Here is a 20,841-nt window from a genome sequence, read left to right on the forward strand (position 1 = left end):
AATTGTGAACGAGCACAATACGATCAGAAGTGTTAATGCTATTGTTTTCATAATTATTTATTTTGGTTTATCGAATAGTCATTAAATATTAACAAAAGTTAACTTTAACCGAAAAACGAGTGATTATTTACCGAAGACCCGAGAGGCAAAACAACTAAACGTAATTATCGCCGTTTCATTGCCATTGCCCACTAACCTTTGTTAATCCTCAATCCAGTATGATCATCGGTAGAAAAGGCGCCTCATTTATTTAAAGAAATGCAATTTATATATATAAAATTGAACAATTAGTTAACTGGTTTGTTTCAATCCATGCAGAACGGCTGTAGGCTCGTGGTTCCTGCGGTTCTTGTACTATTTTCACCAAAGTTCATATTATATGAAACAAACATTATTTATCATCACCTTGGGGGTGCTGCTGATGGGATCGGGGTTTGCCCAAGAAAGAAGAATCAGCGGCCGGGTAACGGCCTCAGACACCGGAGAACCGCTGGGAGGCGTATCGGTGGTCATAACTGGGTCTACTTTGGGAACTACAACGGATGGTGAGGGTAACTATTCGATCGCCGTGCCGTCGGATAGTAAATCGCTCACGTTTCGTTTTGTGGGCTACCTTAGTAATACGGTTGAGCTGACATCAACAAATCAAATTAATGTAGTACTTGAAGTCGATGCAACAAATTTAAGTGAGGTTGTTGTGACGGCACTTGGTATACAACGGGAGAAGCGTTCGTTGGGCTATTCGGTTCAGGATGTTCAGTCCCAAGATATTGTTAATTCCAGAGAGCCGAACATTGTCAATGCATTAGCAGGGAAAGTCGCTGGTGTTCAAATTAATAATTCCGGTGGCCAAGCGGGTTCATCATCCCGGATTGTGATCCGTGGAAACTCTTCGTTAACCGGCGAGAATCAACCGTTGTTTGTAATCGACGGTATTCCTATGGATAATTCAGTCAATCGTGGAGAGACGTCCGAAAGCATTTTATTCAATGGGGCGGGAGCTAACCGGGCAATTGATATTGACCCCAACACGATAGAAAACATATCGGTCTTGAAGGGTGCAGCGGCCAGCGCGCTATATGGTTCGCGCGGTGCTTTTGGAGTGGTTTTGATTACTACAAAGCGGGGAGTTCGCGATGCGAACAGGAAATTCCCCCGTGTGTCATTCTCATCTAACTTTGCTGTGGACAATGCCATTACGGATGGATACCAAACATCCTACCATTTGGGTTTGACCCCTGCCGGTGGGACGCGGCCGCTTTTCAGGAACGGCTTGCCTGCTGAACTGGGGGGATATAACGAAGATCCTGACGGGAACCCCCAAGGCACGACGAGCTGGGGCCCTCACAAAGATTCGGTTAGCCAGGCTGTAATCGATGCACTGGGCGGCATGCCTACGGTCATAGACCCGCGTAAGCAGTTCTATCAGCCCGCCCACGTATGGACTAACTCACTATCGATCAGCGGCGGGGGGGAGCGATCAAATTATATCATCACATACACCAACCTGGACCAAAAAGGGGTGGTGCCAAACAACTATTTCAGAAAAAACAGTTTGACGGCCAACATGACTTCCCAGCTTGCTGAAAATTTCACGTCTAGTACGTCGGTAAGTTATACTAACTCGATGAATAATCGATTTGCCGAGGGCAACAATTCCCGGTCGTTTACCTATGGGCTTAATTTTGCCCCAATCACGTTTGACAGCAAACAAGTTTACCAGGAACATGGAAACGTGACGTGGCAAGCAGGTGCAGATGCTGCTGCCGGCTTCAACAATCCTTATTGGTTAGTGGACAATAATGCCGTGCCCAGCGTGGTTGATCGGATCATCGCTTCTAACGAATTGAATTATGATATATTCCCATGGCTGAAACTAACAAACCGGGTTGGACTGGACACGTATACAGATGAAGTGTCAGAACAAGTAAACATCGGAACCAAAGGGACGACGAACGGCCGGATGTTTGCCACATTGCTGAAAAGCACTCAATTGAATAATGATCTGATTTTGAGCGCGACAAGTGATATCAATGAGGATTTGTCCTTTTCGGCGTTAGTCGGGACGAATTATAATGATCGCAAATTTACCAGTAGAACGGTGAGGGGATTAAACCTTAACATTCCCGGCTTTTTTGATATTTCCAATGCCGCAACGCAACAAGCCATCCAGTCTGATTCACGAAGACGAATCGTAGGGATTTATGCTTCGGGAACATTGGAATATAAAAACTACCTCTTTTTGAACGTGACAGCCAGGAATGATTGGTCATCCACGTTGCCTACGGGAAGCAATTCATTTTTTTATCCTTCTGCATCGCTTAGTTGGGTATTCTCTGAACTGCTGGATATACGGGACAACCCTTATTTTTCTTATGGTAAATTGAGGGCTTCTTACGCTCAGGCTGGAAACGATGCCAATCCGTATTTGACGATGCAGACGTACTCGCAGGCAAACCCCAGCGACGGTACCCGGGGGGAGATTATCTTCCCCTTCCGAGGGATCAATGCCTTTCAGATTTCGTCGCTCATGGCAAGTAATACACTTAGCCCGGAGATGGTGACGGAAATAGAAGTGGGAACGGACCTGCGGTTTTTTAGAAACAGAATGGGCCTTGAGTTCTCATACTATGATAAGACAAGCAACAGACAGATTCTGCAGCAGGAGATTGCTGCTTCGAGCGGATTCGGTACTCGCGTTGTAAATGCTGGGGAGATTTCTAATCGCGGTATCGAGGTGATTTTAAGTGGCACCCCGATCCGTACAGAAAGTTTTTCCTGGGATGTATTGGTTAATTTTTCGAGAAACCGCTATCAGCTGAAGTCCATCGCTGAAGGGGTTGATAATATCTTCCTCGGAGGTTTTACTGACCCCCAGATTCGAGCGGACCGCGAGCATGGGTATGGCGTTATCTGGTCGCTCGGTTGGAAGCGCAATGAAAATGGTGTTTTATTAGTCGATGACGACGGATATCCTATGCCAGCCGATGAATTGGGGCCAATCGGAAATGTTACCCCCGACTGGCTCGGCGGAATCCGTAACACGTTTCGTTATAAGGGACTTTCCTTATCGGCGTTGATTGACACCCGGCAAGGTGGTGATGTGTTTAACTTCGATTTGTACTACACCACATTTTATGGTACTGCCAAGGTTACCGAACAACGGGGTACCTATACGGTATGGGACGGAATAAGGGAATCTGACGGGCAGCCGAATACAACACCCGTGTTGCAAGACCAAGCGTATTTCCAAAATTTTTATACGCAGTCAATGGAGGAGCTTGTTGAAGACGGAAGTTTCATCAAGCTGAGGGAAGTAACGATAAACTATCAATTGCCGGATCGATTGATCGAGAGAACCCCTTTCGAAGGAATCAGCGTTTCCGCAACGGGTAGAAATCTGTGGATTAAATCGAACTTCAGTTACCTCGATCCAGAAGGGAGTCTGTTCGGTTCCGGCAATGCTCAGGGCTTTTACCATGCGGTGACCCCGGGGACCCGGGGAGTAACTTTTGGGTTAAATGTTACATTTTAAGTATAGCGATCATGAAAATTAAATATATCGTCGTAGCAATCGGGTTCTTGTTTTCAGCTGCCTTCCTCAGTTGCAACGATAAACTGGATATCAATGTTGATCCCAACGCACCCTCAGATGTGCCGGAAGATTTATTGCTTCCTGCTGTGTTGTCGAACTTTTCTTTTGAAGTAATCGGTGGATGGGCAGTGCGCAATAGCAGCTTGTGGACTAAGCATTTGGCCAGGGCAGTGCCCGGGCCACACGAAGGTCACTATCGGTTGACCGCCAATGACGCTAATAACTTCTGGCGTTTTTACTCGTATATCGACGTGATGCAGAATTGCAAGGTATTAATAGAGAAGGCTACCGAAAACGAGAATTATAATTATAGTGCTATTTCCAAAATCATCTTCGCCTGGAACATGTCGATGATCACTGACCTTTATGGGGACGCGCCACTTTCAAACGCTTTCCAAGGTACTGATGGCGTGATAAAGCCTTCGTATGATACCCAGGAAGAAATCTATCGCCAAATTCAGCAGCTACTTGACGAGTCAATTGAAGAGATCAGCAGGGAAATCGGCGAAATACCGGGAAGCGATGATTTCGTTTATGGAGGAAACATGGATAATTGGCAACGTCTCGCCCGCACCTTGAAAGCGAGGTTTTACCTCAGACTCTCCAATGCTCCGGGATACGATGCTGCAACGCAAGCAGAACTTGCTCTGCAGGCGCTCAATGATGGTGCCATCACGGCGGCGTCAGTGCCTTCATATGGATATGTCGACGAAGCCGGTGCTGAAAATCCGTGGTACCAATTTGCTATAGACGGGAAATGGGATAATCGAGACAGGCCTTCGCTGTTTTATGTCAATATGTTATTAGATACCGAGGATCCGCGCATCGCGTATCAGATAAGCCAGGTAACGTCTGGTGATAATGAAGGTGAGTATGTCGGCGTAACCAATAACCCGACACCTTCGCCGATCGCCAATTATTCGCAGATTCACAGTTTTTATAGTGCGGCAGATGCTCCTCTCTATTGGATGGTGTATGCCGAAGTTCCATTCATGCGTGCAGAAGCTGAATTCCTCAGGGCTGGAGAAATGGTAAATCAGTCGGTGATAGACGCTTATGAGGAGGGGATCGTTGCGTCGATGGAGTTTTATGGGATTAATAGTACTGATTATAGCGGTTATCTGGCTGACAATGCGTTAAGCAGTGCTGCTGGCACCGCCTACGAACAAATCATGACTCAAAAGTATATTGCTAACTATTTGCAATTGGAGGCCTATAACGATTTCCGTAGAACAGGGTATCCGGAGCTGCCCGTTAACGCTGAGCTGTACCCTGGAGCGACAAACTTGGATACCGCGCCAGAGTTGGATATTATACCACTCCGTTTGCCGTACCCGTCTTCGGAAAGACAGTATAATCCCGAAAATATCCCCGCTAACATTCCTGCGGGGTATCAGCAAGCTATGGTTATCCCGGTATGGTGGGATAACGATTAGCGCACCGAGGTTCAGCCATTGGCGTAAGATGGAATATAAAAAAAGAGGATGCCTATGCAGACATCCTCTTTTTTTGATAAAAGAAACGGGGCCTTACTCAGCCACCACTTCGAAAGGCACCTGTACCTTAACCTCTTTGTGAAGGTTTAGGTTGGCTAAGTACTCGCCAATTACCTTGGGGTCGTTTTCGAACGTGATACGCCGGCGATCAACCTCAAAGCCTTCTTTTTTGAGGGCTTCGGCAATTTGGATACTGTTTACCGATCCGAATATTTTGCCACTTTCACCGGCTTTAGCACCGATAGTCAATTTAACACCTTCCAGCTTAGCAGCCAGTTCGGTGGCATCCTTCTTGATCTTATCTTGTTTGAATTGCGCCTGGCGTATGTTTTCGGCCAGCACTTTCTTGGCAGACTCGGTAGCCAGTACAGCAAGTCCCTGAGGAATCAGGTAGTTGCGCCCGAAACCGGGTTTTACGGTGACAATATCGTCCTTTTCGCCAAGTTTCTTGATATCTTGTACTAAGATTACTTCCATGTCGTTTACCTCCCTATTTTAGTGAATCAGCAACATAAGGCAACAGACCGATATGACGGGCGCGTTTTACAGCCTGAGCAACTTTGCGCTGGAACTTCAATGAAGTGCCCGTAAGGCGGCGCGGCAATACCTTGCCCTGGTCATTGACGAACTTCAAGAGGAAGTTGGCGTCTTTGTAATCGATGTATTTGATGCCGTTTTTCTTAAAGCGGCAGTATTTCTTACGGGTGTCCTCCACCTTGGGAGCGGTCACGTACTGAATTTGTTCGTTTGCCATTATTCTGCTACCTCCGCTGCTTTAGGCGCTTCGGCCTTTTTGTTGAAAGCACCACTGCGCTTTTTCTCGTTGTAGGCAATGGCATGTTTATCTAATCTCACAGTCAGGAAACGCATAACACGCTCATCGCGCTTGTATTCAATTTCCAGTTTACTGATTAATTCACCGGGAGCCTTGAATTCGATGAGGTGATAGAATCCGGTTGTTTTTTTCTCAATCGGATACGCAAGTTTTTTCAAACCCCAATTGTCCTCATGGACAATTTCGGCTCCGCCTTCTTTAAGGATATCCCTGAATTTGGCAATGGCCTCCTTTGAAACATCCTCAGAAAGCAACGGGGTAAGAATGATGACGGTTTCGTACTGTTGCATACTTTCCTTAAAAATGTAAATTAATTAATCGTTACCGTTATGAAACGGGCTGCAAATTTATACATAATCTTTGGATTCTCAAAATAAAGCGTTACCTTTGCGCTTCGAAATTCAAAAGAAAAAATTATTAAATTAATCCATTAACAATGTACGCAATAGTAAATATAGCCGGACAGCAATTTAAAGTTGCAAAAGACCAGCAGCTCTTTGTGCACCGTTTGCAAGGAGATGAGGGCGCTAGTATTGAATTTGACAACGTATTGTTAGCAGAAGATGGCGGTAAATTTACCGTTGGCGCGCCAACATTACAAGGAGCGAAGGTTTCGGCTAAAATCTTGTCACATTTGAAGGGCGACAAGGTAATCGTTTTCAAGAAGAAACGCCGTAAAGGCTACAAAAAGAAAAATGGCCACCGCCAACAGTTTACAAAAATTGAGATCACCGGAATCGCATTATAAATTAAATAGTTTACTAGGCATTGCCTTAAAAACATATAATAAGACATGGCACATAAAAAAGGTGCAGGTAGTTCTAAGAACGGCCGTGAGTCACACAGCAAACGTTTAGGGGTAAAAATATTCGGCGGCCAGCATGCGATTGCCGGTAATATAATCGTTCGCCAGCGTGGTACGAAACACCATCCGGACGTAAACGTAGGTATCGGAAAGGACCATACCTTGTTTGCACTCGTAGATGGTAAAGTGGTATTCCGCAAGAAAGCCAACAACAAATCGTTTGTTTCGGTGCTGCCGGTTGCTGTTGAAAAAGCGGACGCTGGAAAGAACGGATCGCCAAAAACATCGGAAGCGAAGGCGGAACCAGTCGCGGACGTGAAAGCAGAGGCGGCTGTGGATGAGAAGCCTGCTAAAGCGGCAAAGAAAGCAAAAACTGCTGACGCAGCAAAGGAGACCGAAGGAACCGGAGCTGAAGAGCAGGCCTCATAAGGTAGTAAGACACGATGAATGAAAAAAGCCGCAGGCAATTTGCCTGTGGCTTTTTTTATGAAATCTCTGGCACACTCTCATACGGCTTCTTCCAGCAATTGCTTTTCATGCAACTCGTAATAGCTTCCCCTCAAGGCCAGCAGTTTTTCATGGGTTCCTTCTTCGATGACAGAACCCTGGTCCAGTACGATGATGTGGTCAGCATTCTTGATCGTGGATACACGGTGTGCGATGAAAATGGTGCTTTTGCCCTGCATGGCAATACTTAGGTTGCGGAGAATCTCTTCTTCTGTCTTGGTATCCACGGCAGATAAGCAGTCGTCGAAAATCAAGATCTGTGGCTCCTTGATAAGTGCCCGCGCGATGGATATCCGCTGTTTCTGGCCTCCCGACAGGGTGATTCCCCGCTCACCGACAAATGTTTCGAACCCTTTTTCAAATGAAGCAATATTATCGTGTACCGCTGCCTTTCTGGAGGCTTCTTCCACGCGGTCCATGTCGGCTACATCCAAACCAAAGGCAATGTTGTTCGCAATGGTGTCCGAGAATAGAAAGACATCCTGGGGCACAAAACCGACCTGGCTCCTGAACGATTGCAAAGGAAGCCGTCTGATGTCCCTACCGTCTATGCTGATAGTTCCGGTTTGCGCATCATACATCCGCAGTAGCAGGTTTGCCAGGGTTGACTTGCCCGAACCGGTCTTTCCAACGATGGCGAGCACCGTTCCTGGCTTTACTTCAAAAGAAACATTGGTGAGGGCTTGAATGCCGGTGTCGGGATAGGTGAAACTGACATTGTCAAAGCGTATATGCCCACGAATTTTAACATCCTCATGTACCGCAGGCGATTGAATTTCCGGCTGGGTGCGCAGAAACTCGTTGATGCGTTTTTGTGACGCAGCAGCCCGCTGAATCAACGATGTCACCCAAGCCAAGGCCATGGCCGGGAAGGTCAGCTGGTTGACATAAATAATAAACTCTGCAATGTTGCCAGAGGTGATCGTGCCTTTTGCCACCTCCAATCCGCCCACATACACTGTGATGACGGTACTTAACCCGATAAGCAACAGAATAAGGGGAAAAAAAACGGCCTCAGTTTTCACCAATGCGAGCGATGCTTGCCGGTAAATGTTGCTCTCGTCCTTAAAGCGCTTCATTTTATCGGCTTCCTGGTTGTATGTCTTGATCACCCGAATACCCGAAAAAGTTTCTTGTACAAATGACGATAACGTAGAGAGCTGCTGTTGTATACGTTCGCCGCGGCGGTTGATCATTTTGTTGACGACCAACAGGATGGCTGATAATATCGGTATTGGCATCAGCGCATAAAGCGCCAGCGTGGGGTTTACGCTCACCATCGCAGCGATTACCATAATGGACAGTACAGCGGTATTGATGGAATACATGATGGCTGGGCCGAGATATGAGCGTACCCGGTTCACGTCTTCCGTTACCCGGTTCATCAGGTCGCCGGTATTATTCCTGCGATAGAATGCCATATCCAATCGCTGATAGTGGGTGTAGATCTCATTCTTAAGATCATATTCGATGTGTCTGGATGTCAGAATGATGGTCTGGCGCATCAGGAACAGGAACAGCCCGCGGATGAGGGCAAGGACCAGTACCAGTGAGCCGAACAGCAGCAGGCTGGATCCAAAGACGCTGTATACCAACTGTTGCCGTTCGAAGCCATCGAAGAGCCTATACATGCTGATATTCTCCTTCACCAAATCGAAGGCTATACGGATTACCTGAGCCGGCAAAACGCCGAAGTAGTTGGATATGATGACAAAAATGACGCCCGGAATCATCCGCCAGCGGTACTTATAAAAATATTTGTTGAGGTGTGCGAGGTGTTTCATTTTTGGCGCCGCGATGTGCAATATGACAGCAGGCAAAAATACGAAATGTTTGGCGGCATTGGTTATATGCGTAAATTTTTTGCTAAGTTTGCCCCCATATAGCAGATTACGATTGAGATAATTCTATGCCCGTACCTACCAGCGATAATTCGTCATTTAAATTGATGGCTCAATTCGGCCATCAGAAGCTTGTTTTCTGCAGTGACGTTGCCGTAGGTCTGCAAGCCATCATCGCGGTACACGACACCACACTCGGCCCGGCAATAGGGGGGGTAAGGATGCTTCCCTATCAAAGTACCGAAGAGGCTATAGACGATGTATTGCGACTATCCAGGGGAATGACGTATAAGGCTGCAGTATCCGGTGTCAACCTGGGTGGAGGCAATGCCGCAATTATTGGCGACCATCGCACGCAGAAAAGCGAAGTGTTGCTGCGCCGGTTCGGACAGTTTGTCGCGCAGCTGAGCGGCACGTTTATCGCATCGCTGGATATCGGTACCACCCCAAAAGACATGGAGTACCTGCGCATGGAAACCAAGCACGCAGTGGGCTTGCCCAAATCACTGGGAGGAAGCGGGGACTCCGCTCCGTTTACCGCAAAAGGTGTATATTATGGGATAAAGGCTTCTCTAAAGGAACTATATGGCAATGACAGCCTGGCGGGTCGGACCATAGCCGTTCAGGGTGCCGGCAATGTGGGTGAACAGCTGATTGCACTGCTGCGTGAGGAGAACGCCAAAGTGTACGTGAGCGATATCGTTGAAGAGCGGCTGGTGGAGGTAGCCAATAAATACAAAGCCGTAGCGGTGCCCAACAACAATATCTATGAATTGGAAGTAGATGTCTATTCCCCGTGCGCCCTTGGCGGTACGGTCAATAGCGATACCATTTCCAAAATGAGATGCCGTATCATCGCTGGGTCGGCAAACAACCAACTGCGCGATGAGGAGGAAGACGGGAGGCTGCTGATGGATAAGAAAATCCTTTATGCACCGGATTACCTGATTAATGCCGGCGGGCTGATCAGCTGCTATTCTGAAATCGCAGGATATAGTGCAATGCGCACCGCAGCGTTGACGGAAAACATTTATGAGGCAACACGGTCCGTACTTCGCAAATCGGAAGCCGAAAACGTAGCCTCGTACAAGGCGGCGAATCAGATCGCAGAAACGCGGATCGCGGATATGCGAAAAATTAAGCAATAAAGCAAGATAAGTATCGGTGTTTTCACCCAATCGTTCTTTACATCATTATGCTAAATAGAAGGCACCTTCGGGTCAAAGTATTACAGACGCTGTACGCATATCAGCTGTCGGAAGATAAAACGGTCAACAAGTTTGAGAAAGTATTGCTGAAAAGCGTGGACCAGGTGAACGAGATGTATATTTGGGCGTTGAATCTGCTGGATGAAGTGTCTGACTATGTGCGGATCGATGCAGATGATCGGGCGAATAAATTTCTGCCAACTGCCGCGGACCTGTCACCCAATACCCGGTTGTACAACAATACATTCGTGGAGCTGCTGCGCCAAAATGAAAAGTATAAAGCCGGTGTAAAGCAGTACAAGGTGTCTTGGAGTTTCGATCCGGAAATTGTACGCCTGGTTTTCTCGCAATTGAGGGACAGCGAGGCATATGCTGATTACCTGAATGGGGACGACCGATCGGTCAACGCTGAAAAGGACATTGTTAAGTTCATTTTCAAAAAGATTATCTTGAAATCTCCGGCTATCGAGCAGGTTTTTGAGGAGAAATTCATCAGCTGGCCCGTAGACAAGGAAGTGCTTCAGGCGCTGGTCGCAAAAACGTTTAAAAATTTTACGAGCGGGAACCCAGCCGAAAACCAACTCGCGGATCTGACACCCAACTGGCCGGAAGACAGGGTGTTCATTCTGGATCTGCTGACAAACTCAATACGTTATGCAGATGAGTACCAGCGGCTGATTAGCTTGAAAACCAAGAATTGGGAAAGTGACCGGATCGCGCTGCTTGACAATATCCTGATGCGGATGGCGATTTGTGAATTACTGAATTTCCCGACGATACCGGTAAAAGTGACGATCAATGAATACATCGAAATTTCGAAAGTGTTTAGTACCGCAAAAAGCAATACGTTTATCAATGGGATTCTGGATAAGATCTTAGGTGAATTGCAGGCGTCGGGCAGGATACGCAAACAGGGGCGGGGATTGATGCAATAATCAAACAAGCGACACCATGCCTTGTTTTTAATAAGTGGAATAGTTGTGAAATCTGAATAAATAAACGATACGCATATGAAAGGGATATCCTTATTTTTTGCTGGATTGATGGTGATCACATCTTGCAATAGTGGAAGAAACCAAGAACATGATGCTGAAGAGATACCCCTGGATCAGATGGGGGAGCAGCCAATCGGGCAAACTATAATTCCCGGTGTGGAAACCGGAGGTGCTGTGATGGAGGTGAGTGACGATTCGCATGACTTCGGAAAGATCAAAGAGGGCGAGAAAATTGAACACGAATTTACTTTTACGAACACCGGCACGTCGCCGCTGATTATTTCCAATGTACATGCGTCCTGCGGATGCACAACTCCGGAATACTCCAAAAATCCGATTGCCCCGGGTGAGGAAGGCATGGTGAAAGTGGTGTTCAACAGCGCTGGGCAGTTGGGGAAGCAACACAAGGTAATTACCGTCACATCTAATGCATCGAGTCCTAATACGCTGTTGCATATCAGGGGAGAAGTGAACAAGTAAGCGAACAATACAACTTAACACAAACAAATAATACAAATGATTACATCGACAATTTTATTGCAAGCAACTGGTTCTGGAGGGGCAGGGGGGATCATGGGGTTTTTACCTATGATTTTGATTATCGTGGTTTTCTATTTTTTTATGATCAGGCCGCAGATGAAAAAAGCTAAGGATCATAAGAAGTATATCGAAGAACTTAAAGTTAACGACCGGGTGGTGACATCTGCCGGCATTCATGGACGTATCGTGGAGATTTCGGAAACTACTTTTCTTGTGGATGTGGGAGGGAGCGTCAAAATCCGCTTTGACAAATCAGCGATAGCACTGGATGCATCTAAAGCGCTGAACGCTGCCCCTAAAGTTTAGGCCTGGTAGATAGAAATTGGGCTTTTTTGTTAAGTTTGCGTTGGTATGCCCGTATTGAATTTAAGTAAAACACAGCGGCGCAAGCTTAGCATTTTTGCCAAATGCGTTGTTTTCTCTTTTTTGGCATGGACGCTTTTTGCAATATCCAATACCTATGTATACACGGTTAGCGCAGGAGTTCAGTATGTCAACGTGCCGGATAACAGGGCGTTCCATCCGTTGCAGTCAGATACTGTCAACATACAGCTGGAAGCGGCGGGTTGGCAGCTTCTGGTTGCCAGACTGAAACCTGCTGTGCAGAGCATTCAGGTAGATCTAAGTGGTCTTGAGCGCCGGCATTGGATTGTGTTTACAAATCAGTTGGGGTTTATAAACCGGCAGTTTCCCAGCAACCAACGCGTCGTTTCGGTATCGCCTGATACCCTCTACTTCGATTTTTCGAAACAGACCGAACGAAAAGTGCCCGTAAAGGCACTGTATAAACTCGATTTCCGAAGGCAATACAATATTATTGATAATATACGTATCTCGCCTGAGTACGTCACCATTACCGGCCCCTTGGAAGATGTTGTGCAGATTGAGCAATGGGAAACCGACACTATTCGCGTCTCTGATGTCAGCAGTGACATCCGCGCTGCCGCCCCATTGAAGCAAAACCAAAGGGCAAACATCAATGTCTATCCCACGTCGGTAAACGTGGAAATACCTGTGGGTGAGGTGACGGAAAAAATTCTTGAGGTACCGATTAAGGTGGAGAATGCCAAGCAATTCAACTCCGTGAAGTTGTTTCCCGGAAAGGTCAGGCTAACGGTCATGGTGTCGTTGCGTGATTTCGTGAAAGTGACCAATAACACATTTGAAGCGGTGGTCAATATGGAAGACTGGATAGACAATGGTGTCAATAGCCTACCCGTGATCATAACACAAATGCCCGATTTCTGCAGATTGGTTAAGGTAGAGCCGCAAAATGTTGATTTTTTCGTACGTAAATGAGTGTTGATTTTTATGCAGCCGTTGAAAGTAGGAATAACCGGAGGAATTGGGAGTGGAAAGTCCGTCATCTGCCGCATGTTCCGTGTGTTAGGAATCCCGATTTTCGATGCGGATACCGAAGCTAAGCGGCTGATGGTCGACGACCCGCAGTTGGTGAACGCCATTTCCACAGCGTTCGGGACGGAAGCTTACCGGAACGATGGCTCGCTGGACCGGGCTTACTTGGCAGCGAAGGTGTTCGGGGATGAAGACCAGTTAAGCCGGCTGAACGCATTGGTACATCCAGTGGTCATACGGGCAGGGGAGGAGTGGGCGGCTCGGCAGCAGGCGCCTTATACGATCAAAGAAGCAGCGTTGTTGTTTGAAAGTGGTTCGTATAAGCTGAATGACTATAATGTGTTGGTGACGGCCCCAGTGCACTTGCGGATGGAACGGGTGATGCAACGCGATGGTGTGACCGCTGAGCAGGTGGAAACCCGAATGACGAGGCAGTGGTCCGACGATAAGAAAGAGCGATTGGCTGATTTCAGCATCGTTAATGATGGACGACGGGCCGTTATCCCTCAGGTATTGGAACTTGACCGTTTTTTTCGCTCACAACGTTTGTGATGGGAAATATCTTATCGGATTTTCTGGTCAGGAGACAAGAAGGATACTATTGCCGTTACGGCGATTTTTTCATAGACCCATTGCTGCCGGTAGGCAGCGCCCTGGTATCACACGCTCATGCCGACCATGCCACGCCGGGGCATGGGGAAATTTATTGTACGCCACCCACGGCTGCCTTTATGCGGCATCGCTACCGCCGCCAACCATCGCATAGCTTTGTGGAATGTCGCTTTCATCAGCGTTTCGTCGTCGGTGGGGTCCATATTCATTTTGTGCCTGCAGGGCATATCCTGGGGTCTGCTCAAATTGTCATGGAACACAACGGAATCAGGTATTTGTATACCGGCGACTATAAATTGCAGGGTGACGATACCTGTGAGCCTTTGGAACCTGTACAAGCAGACGTTTTAATAACAGAAACCACATTTGCGGATCCGAAAATTATTCATCCGGATCCGATAGCTGAAATCAGCAAGATAAACGATGTGCCTTATAATATCCTGCTGGGCGCATACGCGTTGGGCAAGGCGCAACGGTTGACCTCGTTGATGAATACGTATTGTCCGGACAGAAAGGTATTTGTACATCATGGGATACTTCCCTTACACCGGCTGTATCAATCGCTCGGTATCGATCACTTACGATATGAGCCTTACAGCAGGAAAGAGATGAAAGCTAGCGAGAGGAATCGCGTTTATATCGTCCCACCGATGACCTTTAATAGCTACTATAAAGCCACCGACGTGATCCGTGTCTTCGCATCGGGTTGGCAGCACCTGCAGCGGCACAACGACATGGCCATATACATTTCTGACCATGTCGATTGGAAAGACATACTACACTACATTGCCCAGGTAAATCCAACACAAATCTGGACGATACATGGGCAGGGGAGGCACCTCGCCATGCATTTCGATCCGTCGCTATACGTCAGGGAGTTGACCTAATCGACCGGGCTATTGCCCTGCTAGCATTGCTTCGGGTACAAGAGTGTGTCAGCACTCCTATACCCGATAGCATAAGATGTTACCGGAAATCAATAATGCTGATAAACCGCAAAATCATCAATTCCTAATCGGCCGTTTTCAACCGTCGGACTGCTTTGCCCCAGTCCCAGTTTATTGATCCTGAACCTCACGGGTACGGCAATGTCCACTAAAAATACGGCCTGCTTAGCATCTAAGCTTTCCGAAGTTGTGTGCGCATCACGAATCGGCTCACCTACGATGTTCCAGGTTTGTCCTTGATCGATTGAATATTCCAGTTGAAAAGTGCAGGAACGGTCGGTGTAGTAGGAGCCGTACCAGAACGTCACTTTCGAAGCCCCGTGAGGCACATCGAAATTCATTTGCAAATACTCATCATCAGATCGGTTCTGTTGCATACGGATTGCGTTGCTTCCCGATACGATGCGGTCCCTACCCGCGGTCGTGCCAATAATGGCTTGGTAAAGGTGCCATTCACCTGTTTGAAATGATACGTTATTGCCAATGTCGGGCATATTGTAACTACCCTTTGGATGCGATGGTTCTTCGAACGTTTCCGGCCAACCGGCATATAACCGGCCGCTTGGATACGTCATGTCTTCGTATTTCTGTAAACGGATCTGGATGTCGTTGCCCTGTCGAAAGGCGACACCTTGAAACGTTGCACTGGGAGCAATTTTCTCTTGTGCAAAAGAAGCATTGGCGGATGTATGCATGACCAGCTGATTGCCTTCGGCATCTACCAATATATGGTCGCCGCTGAAGGGTGCGTTTTCGTCCGGCTCGGGCTCAATGTCAGCGGTAACGCTGATGAGCGTTGATTCGTAGGTATCGAATCGACTTAATAATGTCTGGATGGCTACCGGATTATGAGGTATGGCAACACCAGTGGCGAGCTTCTCTATCCGGTCAGCGCTGACACCGTCAATTAACAAGCTCCCGTTTTCCCGCTTCAATTGCAAATCTGCTATACGGATGCGCAGGGAGTCACCAAACCGATAGCGAGCTGCATCATCTACGCGCAGCAGGATGCCGCGTGTCTGGCTTTTCCAAGTGCTCTGGATGGCGATGATGTCGCTTGGCATGTTATGATTTTCGTGATTGGAAATGACTATACCGGAAGTATAAGCCGCATCATCCAAAAAAGCCTTGTTTAATGCAGCTTCATCACCCGACAAAGCCTCCCGTATAGAAAAGATGGATATTTCAGGGTTTAATTTGCCAGCCGCGTGGTTGATGTCTTCTTTAAGGCACCCAGCGCATAGTACCGCTGTGAACATCGTCGCAGCGATAACCTTTAAATGGTTGAACGTATTCATACTTTATTGTCTTATTGGCGTTGCCACCATACTTTTTCGTTTATACTATCTCCGCCCATAGCCGCCACGGCGGCATCATAATTCGCTTTGTTAAGCGACTGGACAATGATCGGGTAATTGAGCCGTGATGGCATCTGTCCATTGTTTTCCAAACCTGGGCCGCGATACAGATCTAATGCTCCCGTGCGCCGATATTCATACCACTGCTGAAAATCGGTGAAGAGCAAGGTGAGGTATTTTTGAAAATGAATCATCTTCAGCTTTTCATTGTCGGTGTCTGCCTCCGCAAAGTTCGCGGCAGGGTTATCAAAATAGGTGTCGTCTATCTCGGCATCCCAAAACTCAACTCCTGCATAAACCCCGTTTCTGTAATAGGCGGTTGGATCTTTGTCGATGTAGCCTTTCAATGCTGCCTCTGCCAGTAAAAGCTGTAATTCGCCATAATTCATCATATTGCCTCCGAGCCTTGAGTTACTTTTCATTGGCGCGTGCAGTGTCGACTCCCGTTGCGGAACGGACCCCCTCGGGTACCCGCTTTGCATCCCGGAATATACACCCAATGTAGCCTGCGTCGCCAATATAGGTAGTCGCGGATCGTTGAGGGTAAGCAAGTTATTAATAAAGAACTCGGCGTAGCCTTTATCTCCGTTGAAGTCGAAATCACGTGCCGTATGAAAGGCGGTAATGTAGGGTTGCTGCCCGGTATAGAGCAAGATAGCATTATCGGCATTGCTCCTAAATAGCGGATATTCGCCAGGATTGATGTCTATCATTTCCTTGATTTTGTCAATAGCATCCAACTCTTCTTTGTGCGCTACGCGCAACAATAGCCGTAAGTACAGCGAATTGCCGAATCTCCGCCATAAATTCGGGTCGGTGTTATAGATGGGATCAAGGGCTCTTACATCGTCGGTTTCGGGCAGGGCGCCAAGTTTGAGCAGCTGGTTGGCCGAATCCAATTTCTGAAATAGGTCAGCATAGATAGCCGGTTGCGCATCGAATTTAGCTGTGATAATGAAGTCCCGGCCTTTGTTGGAATCAAAATAGGGCACATCGCCGAACATATCAGTCAGCAGGGACGAAATCCATGCATCCAATATCAGCGATATTCCCTGATAAGTCTGGTAACCGGGTTGCTGGCCCGCGGCGGCTGAAGTGTATATATCGCGGACATTGGTCAGCGCCAGATACCAGTTTCGCCACATATATTCCGATTCCGCCGGCCGGATTTCGTACCGGTGAAATTCGCGACTGTCTGCAGTGGTGACTGTAACCTGCATCAGTTCGTTATTGATACGGAAGTTGCGGGTAAGTGTATTGTTTAATGTAGAGAGCAACAGCGGGCCGATCAAACTTTGCGGGCTTGCTGTGTTGCTGTTGTTAGGGTTCGTGTTGATTTCCACGAAGTTCTTTACACAGCCTGCAGACACCAGGCAAATCGCCATTGCAGCTGCTATATAGTTGATCTTCAGCGTAGTTTTCATAATCTGCTTTTTTAAAATGACATTTTCAGATTTAAGCCGAATGTGCGTGTCGAAGGAAATTGAGCTACTTCTGCTCCCTTTTCGATGGATCCATTCGTAAGCGAGGCAAATTCAGGATCGAATGCCGGCCAGTGAGAAAACACCAGCAGATCGCGACCGTAAATGCCAATAACAGCCTGTTGTAAACGCCACTTGTTGACAACAATTGTCGGTAGCTTATAATCGAGGCGCAATTCCCGCAGTTTAATAAAATCCGTGGAAAAGGTATTAGCTTCGAGGTTGTCGCGGTTGAAATGCGCATAGTAATATGCTCCGGCTTCGGCTACGGTGGTGTTTGGGCTGTATGTACCATCGCCATTGGCTACTACACCGTTCCCGATAATGCCACTCATCCGTCCGGGAACACTCTTTTGAAGCTTGCCTTCTTCCATGAGTACAGCATGGGTAAGCGAAAATCCAGTTCCGCCGTATTGACCATCGAATAATATGTTGAAACTGAAGTTTTTGTAACTGAACTCATTACCGAAGCCAAATCTGACGTTGGCATTGGCATTGCCGAGGTACACCAGTTCGTCACTTGTCTGGGGCAGCCCGTTACTGTAAAGTATTTCGCCACTAGGCGCGCGCTTGTATCCGAAGCCGTACAAATCGCCCATTCGTCCACCGACACGGGCTTCGACGGTCCCTCTGCTGCCGTATATCGTAGATATCACAATCTTATCTACGCTATCAGCCAGGCTTACCACCTCCGTATCGAAGGCAGTGAAATTGCCGTAAATCTTCCAAGAGAAGCCACTTTTCCGGCGTATGGGACTTCCATTTGCTGCGATTTCAATCCCAGTATTCCGCACATTCCCTCCGTTGATAACCTGAAAGCGATAGCCGCTCGACGGATCAATCGGAGTAGAAAGAATTTGATCGCGCGTGTTGCTCTGGTAAACGGTAACGTCAAATTGCAGCCTGTTTTTAATGAGGTGCATATTTGTTCCCAGTTCGTAGGAAGTCGTCAGCTCGTAGCGCAAGTTCGGATTAGGAATGGTGGTTGGGTTTTCCAGGCCTGATCCGAAATTAGCCACGGGATTGTAAGTATAGGAGTTCAAATAAGGGCGCGTTCCACCGCCGCCAACGGCAGCTGCAGATGCGCGGAGCTTCCAGAAATTGATGGCTGCGGGCAGCTCAAAGGCATCGGAAAGAACGAAACTGGCATTGAGTGAGGGATAGAAGAAGGGGGTTACCTCGCCCCGTTCCACGGAAGCGAGTGTGCTTGCCCAGTCTATTCTTACGCTACCATCGAAGTACAGGAAGTCTTTGTAGGACAGCATGGCCAAGCTGTAAAGACTATTTACAGCGAAGCGGCTCTTATATGGTCTGTACGCCAGGTTTTCAGCGGTATTGGCAAAGTTGTATGTGTTCGGCGTAACCAACCTGCTGGTCGATAGCCAATCGCGAGTGTATTGATTATCCATCATACTCCCGCCGATTGATATGCTGTGTTTCCAGGTGTCTCTTCTGCTGTTGTCATATCGAACGAGGAAGTCGGCGTTGGTTTCCTGCGTGAAAATATTCATTTCGCTGAGGTAACCATAGTTGAATTTGTTGGTGCCGAACGGCCGGACCTGTCTCCTGGCATCGTATTGGAAGTCCGTAGATCCTCTGACCATGATGCTAAACAGGTCATTGAACCGGTAATCTACCTGTACGTTCCCGATAACGCCGTTTCTCCGCATTGAATTGATCATATCATAAGACATTACATGCGGGTTATCCAGTAAGTTTGAAAACGGCTTGAGCTGATCGATGCCTTCCTTGCCAGGCAACCATCCGCCCTTGAACCATTCGGGATTCATGTTTGGGGTGAGTCCGCGGATGAAATACATGTATGATTGGTTGTTGTAACCGCTGTTTGGCAGGTTGTCACTCGACTTGTTGTTGTAATTCACCTTTGCCGAGATGGATAATTTTTCAAAGATTTTATGGTTGACCTGCAGCGCGATGGAGTGGCGTGAGTATCCCATTTCCGGAATAATCCATTCATTAAACGCATTGGTATAGGAGAGCCGGGCGGTTGTTTTATCATTTCCCCCCGACATGGATAAGTTGTTGGTCAGCGTTACGCTGGGTTGGAAAAAATCACGCTGATTGTTTTTGTACGGTCTCCAGAGGGTACGTTCAGGAGGTGTCATTCGGTGATAGTCGGGGTTGTACTGATAGTACATCTGACCGTTGAACCTCGGCCCCCAGGCCGAGCTAGTGCTCAGGGTGCTTGCCCCGTCTTCGGACTGTCCGTAAGAGTAATACAGCCCACCGCTTTCGCGTACGCCTTGACCGTATTCGTTTTGATAGTCTGGCCAGCGGTTGATCGTAGCGATCGAAGTATTGGAATTAAATGTGATGCCCAGTCCTTTTTGTCCGGACCTGCCGCTTTTCGTCGTGATGATGATGGCACCGTTGGCTCCACGGTATCCGTACAATGCGGATGCACCGGGCCCTTTCAGTACGGATACGCTTTCAATATCATCCGGGTTGATGTCGGCAAGACTCGACCCGAAATCAACCGGAGAATCCCCGCTGAGGTAATTGCCGGACCCCTCACCGGTTAGCCTGCCCGAACTGTTGCTGATAACAACTCCATCGACGACAATGAGTGCATTGTTGTCAGTAAGGGATGTTTCGCCCCGGAGAATGATCTGGGTCGACCCTGCCGGTCCCGCGCCGGACTTTACCAGGTTGAGCCCCGCAACCTTGCCGGTTAGCGCGTCCGACCAATTGTTGGATATTGCTTGGGTCAGCTCATCGCCATCAATCGTTGAGATGGAGTAGCCCAATGATTTCGCTTCGCGTTCAATACCCAAGGCAGTGACCACCACTTCGTCGATTTCTGTAGTGGATGAAGAGAGCTCAACCACCAGATTAGCTTGAGCTTCGCTAACCGTGACGGCGCGCGGATTAAATCCGATAAGTGAGAATGTTAGCGCGCTACCGGCCGGGACGGTTACATCAAAGCGTCCGTTCGCTTTGGTGGCCGAAAGCACCCGGTTTCCGGAGGTGATGGAAACACCACTGAGGGGCTGTCCGTCTTCTTGGTCTTGCACGATGCCGCTCACCGTTATTTGCTGTTGGATGGTGGCATAAGGCAGCCGTTCATGGGCTTGTATGGTCCCTGATCTGATGACCGTAGCCATCAAGAGAAGCAGGACACCTGACAAGACACCACCCCGGATCGATGTGTTGTGTAATGTTTTCATATGAATACTGACTATTTGGTGGCTTTACGCCGCAATTTTGAGATTTTGTAGGTTAATTCAGTTAGCTACAAGTTTTT

Annotated in this window: 18 protein-coding genes; 11 read left to right on the forward strand and 7 right to left on the reverse strand. The window is 47.7% G+C overall.

The window, feature by feature from the left end:
- Positions 1-379 precede the first annotated feature (379 nt).
- Both ACFOET_RS04875 and ACFOET_RS04880 read left to right on the forward strand, forming a co-directional pair.
- Entirely contained in the window at positions 380-3,535 is a 3,156-nt protein-coding gene (locus ACFOET_RS04875) for a SusC/RagA family TonB-linked outer membrane protein (protein WP_379020156.1), read from the forward strand.
- Between the two features lie 11 nt (positions 3,536-3,546).
- Positions 3,547-5,031, forward strand: a complete 1,485-nt coding sequence (locus tag ACFOET_RS04880) for a SusD/RagB family nutrient-binding outer membrane lipoprotein (protein ID WP_379020158.1) — start codon at positions 3,547-3,549, stop codon at positions 5,029-5,031.
- A 93-nt stretch (positions 5,032-5,124) separates the two neighbouring features.
- Here ACFOET_RS04880 and rplI read toward each other — a convergent pair whose 3' ends face one another.
- From rplI to rpsF, 3 genes are read right to left on the reverse strand one after another with little or no spacing between them, the layout of a single operon-like run.
- Positions 5,125-5,568, reverse strand: a complete 444-nt coding sequence (gene rplI, locus ACFOET_RS04885; RefSeq protein WP_379020160.1) for a 50S ribosomal protein L9 — start codon at positions 5,566-5,568, stop codon at positions 5,125-5,127.
- 13 nt (positions 5,569-5,581) lie between these two features.
- Entirely contained in the window at positions 5,582-5,845 is a 264-nt protein-coding gene (gene rpsR, locus ACFOET_RS04890) for a 30S ribosomal protein S18 (protein WP_379020162.1), read from the reverse strand.
- Positions 5,845-6,216 (reverse strand): 30S ribosomal protein S6, encoded by a 372-nt coding sequence (gene rpsF / locus ACFOET_RS04895; protein WP_379020164.1) that lies wholly within the window; start codon positions 6,214-6,216, stop codon positions 5,845-5,847. The genes rpsR and rpsF overlap by 1 nt, the downstream gene beginning before the upstream one ends.
- Positions 6,217-6,362: 146 nt before the next feature.
- Between rpsF and rplU the strand changes: the two genes are divergently transcribed.
- Both rplU and rpmA read left to right on the forward strand, forming a co-directional pair.
- Complete coding sequence (rplU, locus tag ACFOET_RS04900; RefSeq protein ID WP_379020166.1) at positions 6,363-6,674, forward strand: 50S ribosomal protein L21; 312 nt, start codon at positions 6,363-6,365, stop codon at positions 6,672-6,674.
- Between the two features lie 45 nt (positions 6,675-6,719).
- Positions 6,720-7,160 carry a 50S ribosomal protein L27 gene (rpmA, locus tag ACFOET_RS04905; RefSeq protein ID WP_379020168.1) on the forward strand — a complete coding sequence of 147 codons (441 nt, stop codon included), beginning with the start codon at positions 6,720-6,722 and terminating at the stop codon, positions 7,158-7,160.
- A gap of 77 nt (positions 7,161-7,237) precedes the next feature.
- On the opposite strand, the gene ACFOET_RS04910 is transcribed toward rpmA, so the two are convergent.
- Positions 7,238-9,022, reverse strand: a complete 1,785-nt coding sequence (locus ACFOET_RS04910) for an ABC transporter ATP-binding protein (protein ID WP_379020170.1) — start codon at positions 9,020-9,022, stop codon at positions 7,238-7,240.
- 125 nt (positions 9,023-9,147) lie between these two features.
- On the opposite strand from ACFOET_RS04910, the gene ACFOET_RS04915 reads away from it, so the two are divergent.
- The 7 genes from ACFOET_RS04915 to ACFOET_RS04945 all read left to right on the forward strand — a co-directional run bounded on the left by ACFOET_RS04915 (position 9,148) and on the right by ACFOET_RS04945 (position 14,677).
- Positions 9,148-10,227: a Glu/Leu/Phe/Val family dehydrogenase gene (locus ACFOET_RS04915; protein ID WP_379020172.1), complete on the forward strand. Its 1,080-nt coding sequence runs from the start codon at positions 9,148-9,150 to the stop codon at positions 10,225-10,227.
- Positions 10,228-10,274: 47 nt separating this feature from the next.
- On the forward strand, positions 10,275-11,222 hold the full coding sequence (nusB, locus tag ACFOET_RS04920; RefSeq protein ID WP_379020174.1) for a transcription antitermination factor NusB: 948 nt from the start codon (positions 10,275-10,277) through the stop codon (positions 11,220-11,222).
- Between the two features lie 75 nt (positions 11,223-11,297).
- A complete protein-coding gene (locus ACFOET_RS04925) occupies positions 11,298-11,762 on the forward strand; it encodes a DUF1573 domain-containing protein (protein WP_379020176.1) in 465 nt (154 codons plus the stop codon).
- A 39-nt stretch (positions 11,763-11,801) separates the two neighbouring features.
- Positions 11,802-12,128, forward strand: a complete 327-nt coding sequence (gene yajC, locus ACFOET_RS04930; RefSeq protein WP_379020379.1) for a preprotein translocase subunit YajC — start codon at positions 11,802-11,804, stop codon at positions 12,126-12,128.
- A 120-nt stretch (positions 12,129-12,248) separates the two neighbouring features.
- On the forward strand, positions 12,249-13,121 hold the full coding sequence (locus ACFOET_RS04935; RefSeq protein ID WP_379020178.1) for a CdaR family protein: 873 nt from the start codon (positions 12,249-12,251) through the stop codon (positions 13,119-13,121).
- A gap of 12 nt (positions 13,122-13,133) precedes the next feature.
- Positions 13,134-13,730, forward strand: coding sequence for a dephospho-CoA kinase (gene coaE, locus ACFOET_RS04940; protein WP_379020180.1), 597 nt, complete (start codon positions 13,134-13,136; stop codon positions 13,728-13,730).
- Positions 13,730-14,677, forward strand: a complete 948-nt coding sequence (locus tag ACFOET_RS04945; RefSeq protein WP_379020182.1) for an MBL fold metallo-hydrolase — start codon at positions 13,730-13,732, stop codon at positions 14,675-14,677. The genes coaE and ACFOET_RS04945 overlap by 1 nt, the downstream gene beginning before the upstream one ends.
- Positions 14,678-14,766: 89 nt before the next feature.
- On the opposite strand, the gene ACFOET_RS04950 is transcribed toward ACFOET_RS04945, so the two are convergent.
- From ACFOET_RS04950 to ACFOET_RS04960, 3 genes are read right to left on the reverse strand one after another with little or no spacing between them, the layout of a single operon-like run.
- Entirely contained in the window at positions 14,767-16,035 is a 1,269-nt protein-coding gene (locus ACFOET_RS04950) for a DUF5689 domain-containing protein (RefSeq protein ID WP_379020184.1), read from the reverse strand.
- Positions 16,036-16,046: 11 nt separating this feature from the next.
- Complete coding sequence (locus tag ACFOET_RS04955; protein WP_379020186.1) at positions 16,047-17,519, reverse strand: SusD/RagB family nutrient-binding outer membrane lipoprotein; 1,473 nt, start codon at positions 17,517-17,519, stop codon at positions 16,047-16,049.
- A gap of 11 nt (positions 17,520-17,530) precedes the next feature.
- Positions 17,531-20,764 (reverse strand): SusC/RagA family TonB-linked outer membrane protein, encoded by a 3,234-nt coding sequence (locus tag ACFOET_RS04960; protein ID WP_379020187.1) that lies wholly within the window; start codon positions 20,762-20,764, stop codon positions 17,531-17,533.
- Positions 20,765-20,841: the final 77 nt, after the last annotated feature.

This window comes from Parapedobacter deserti (assembly GCF_042646065.1).
Classification (GTDB): Bacteria; Bacteroidota; Bacteroidia; order Sphingobacteriales; family Sphingobacteriaceae; genus Parapedobacter; species Parapedobacter deserti.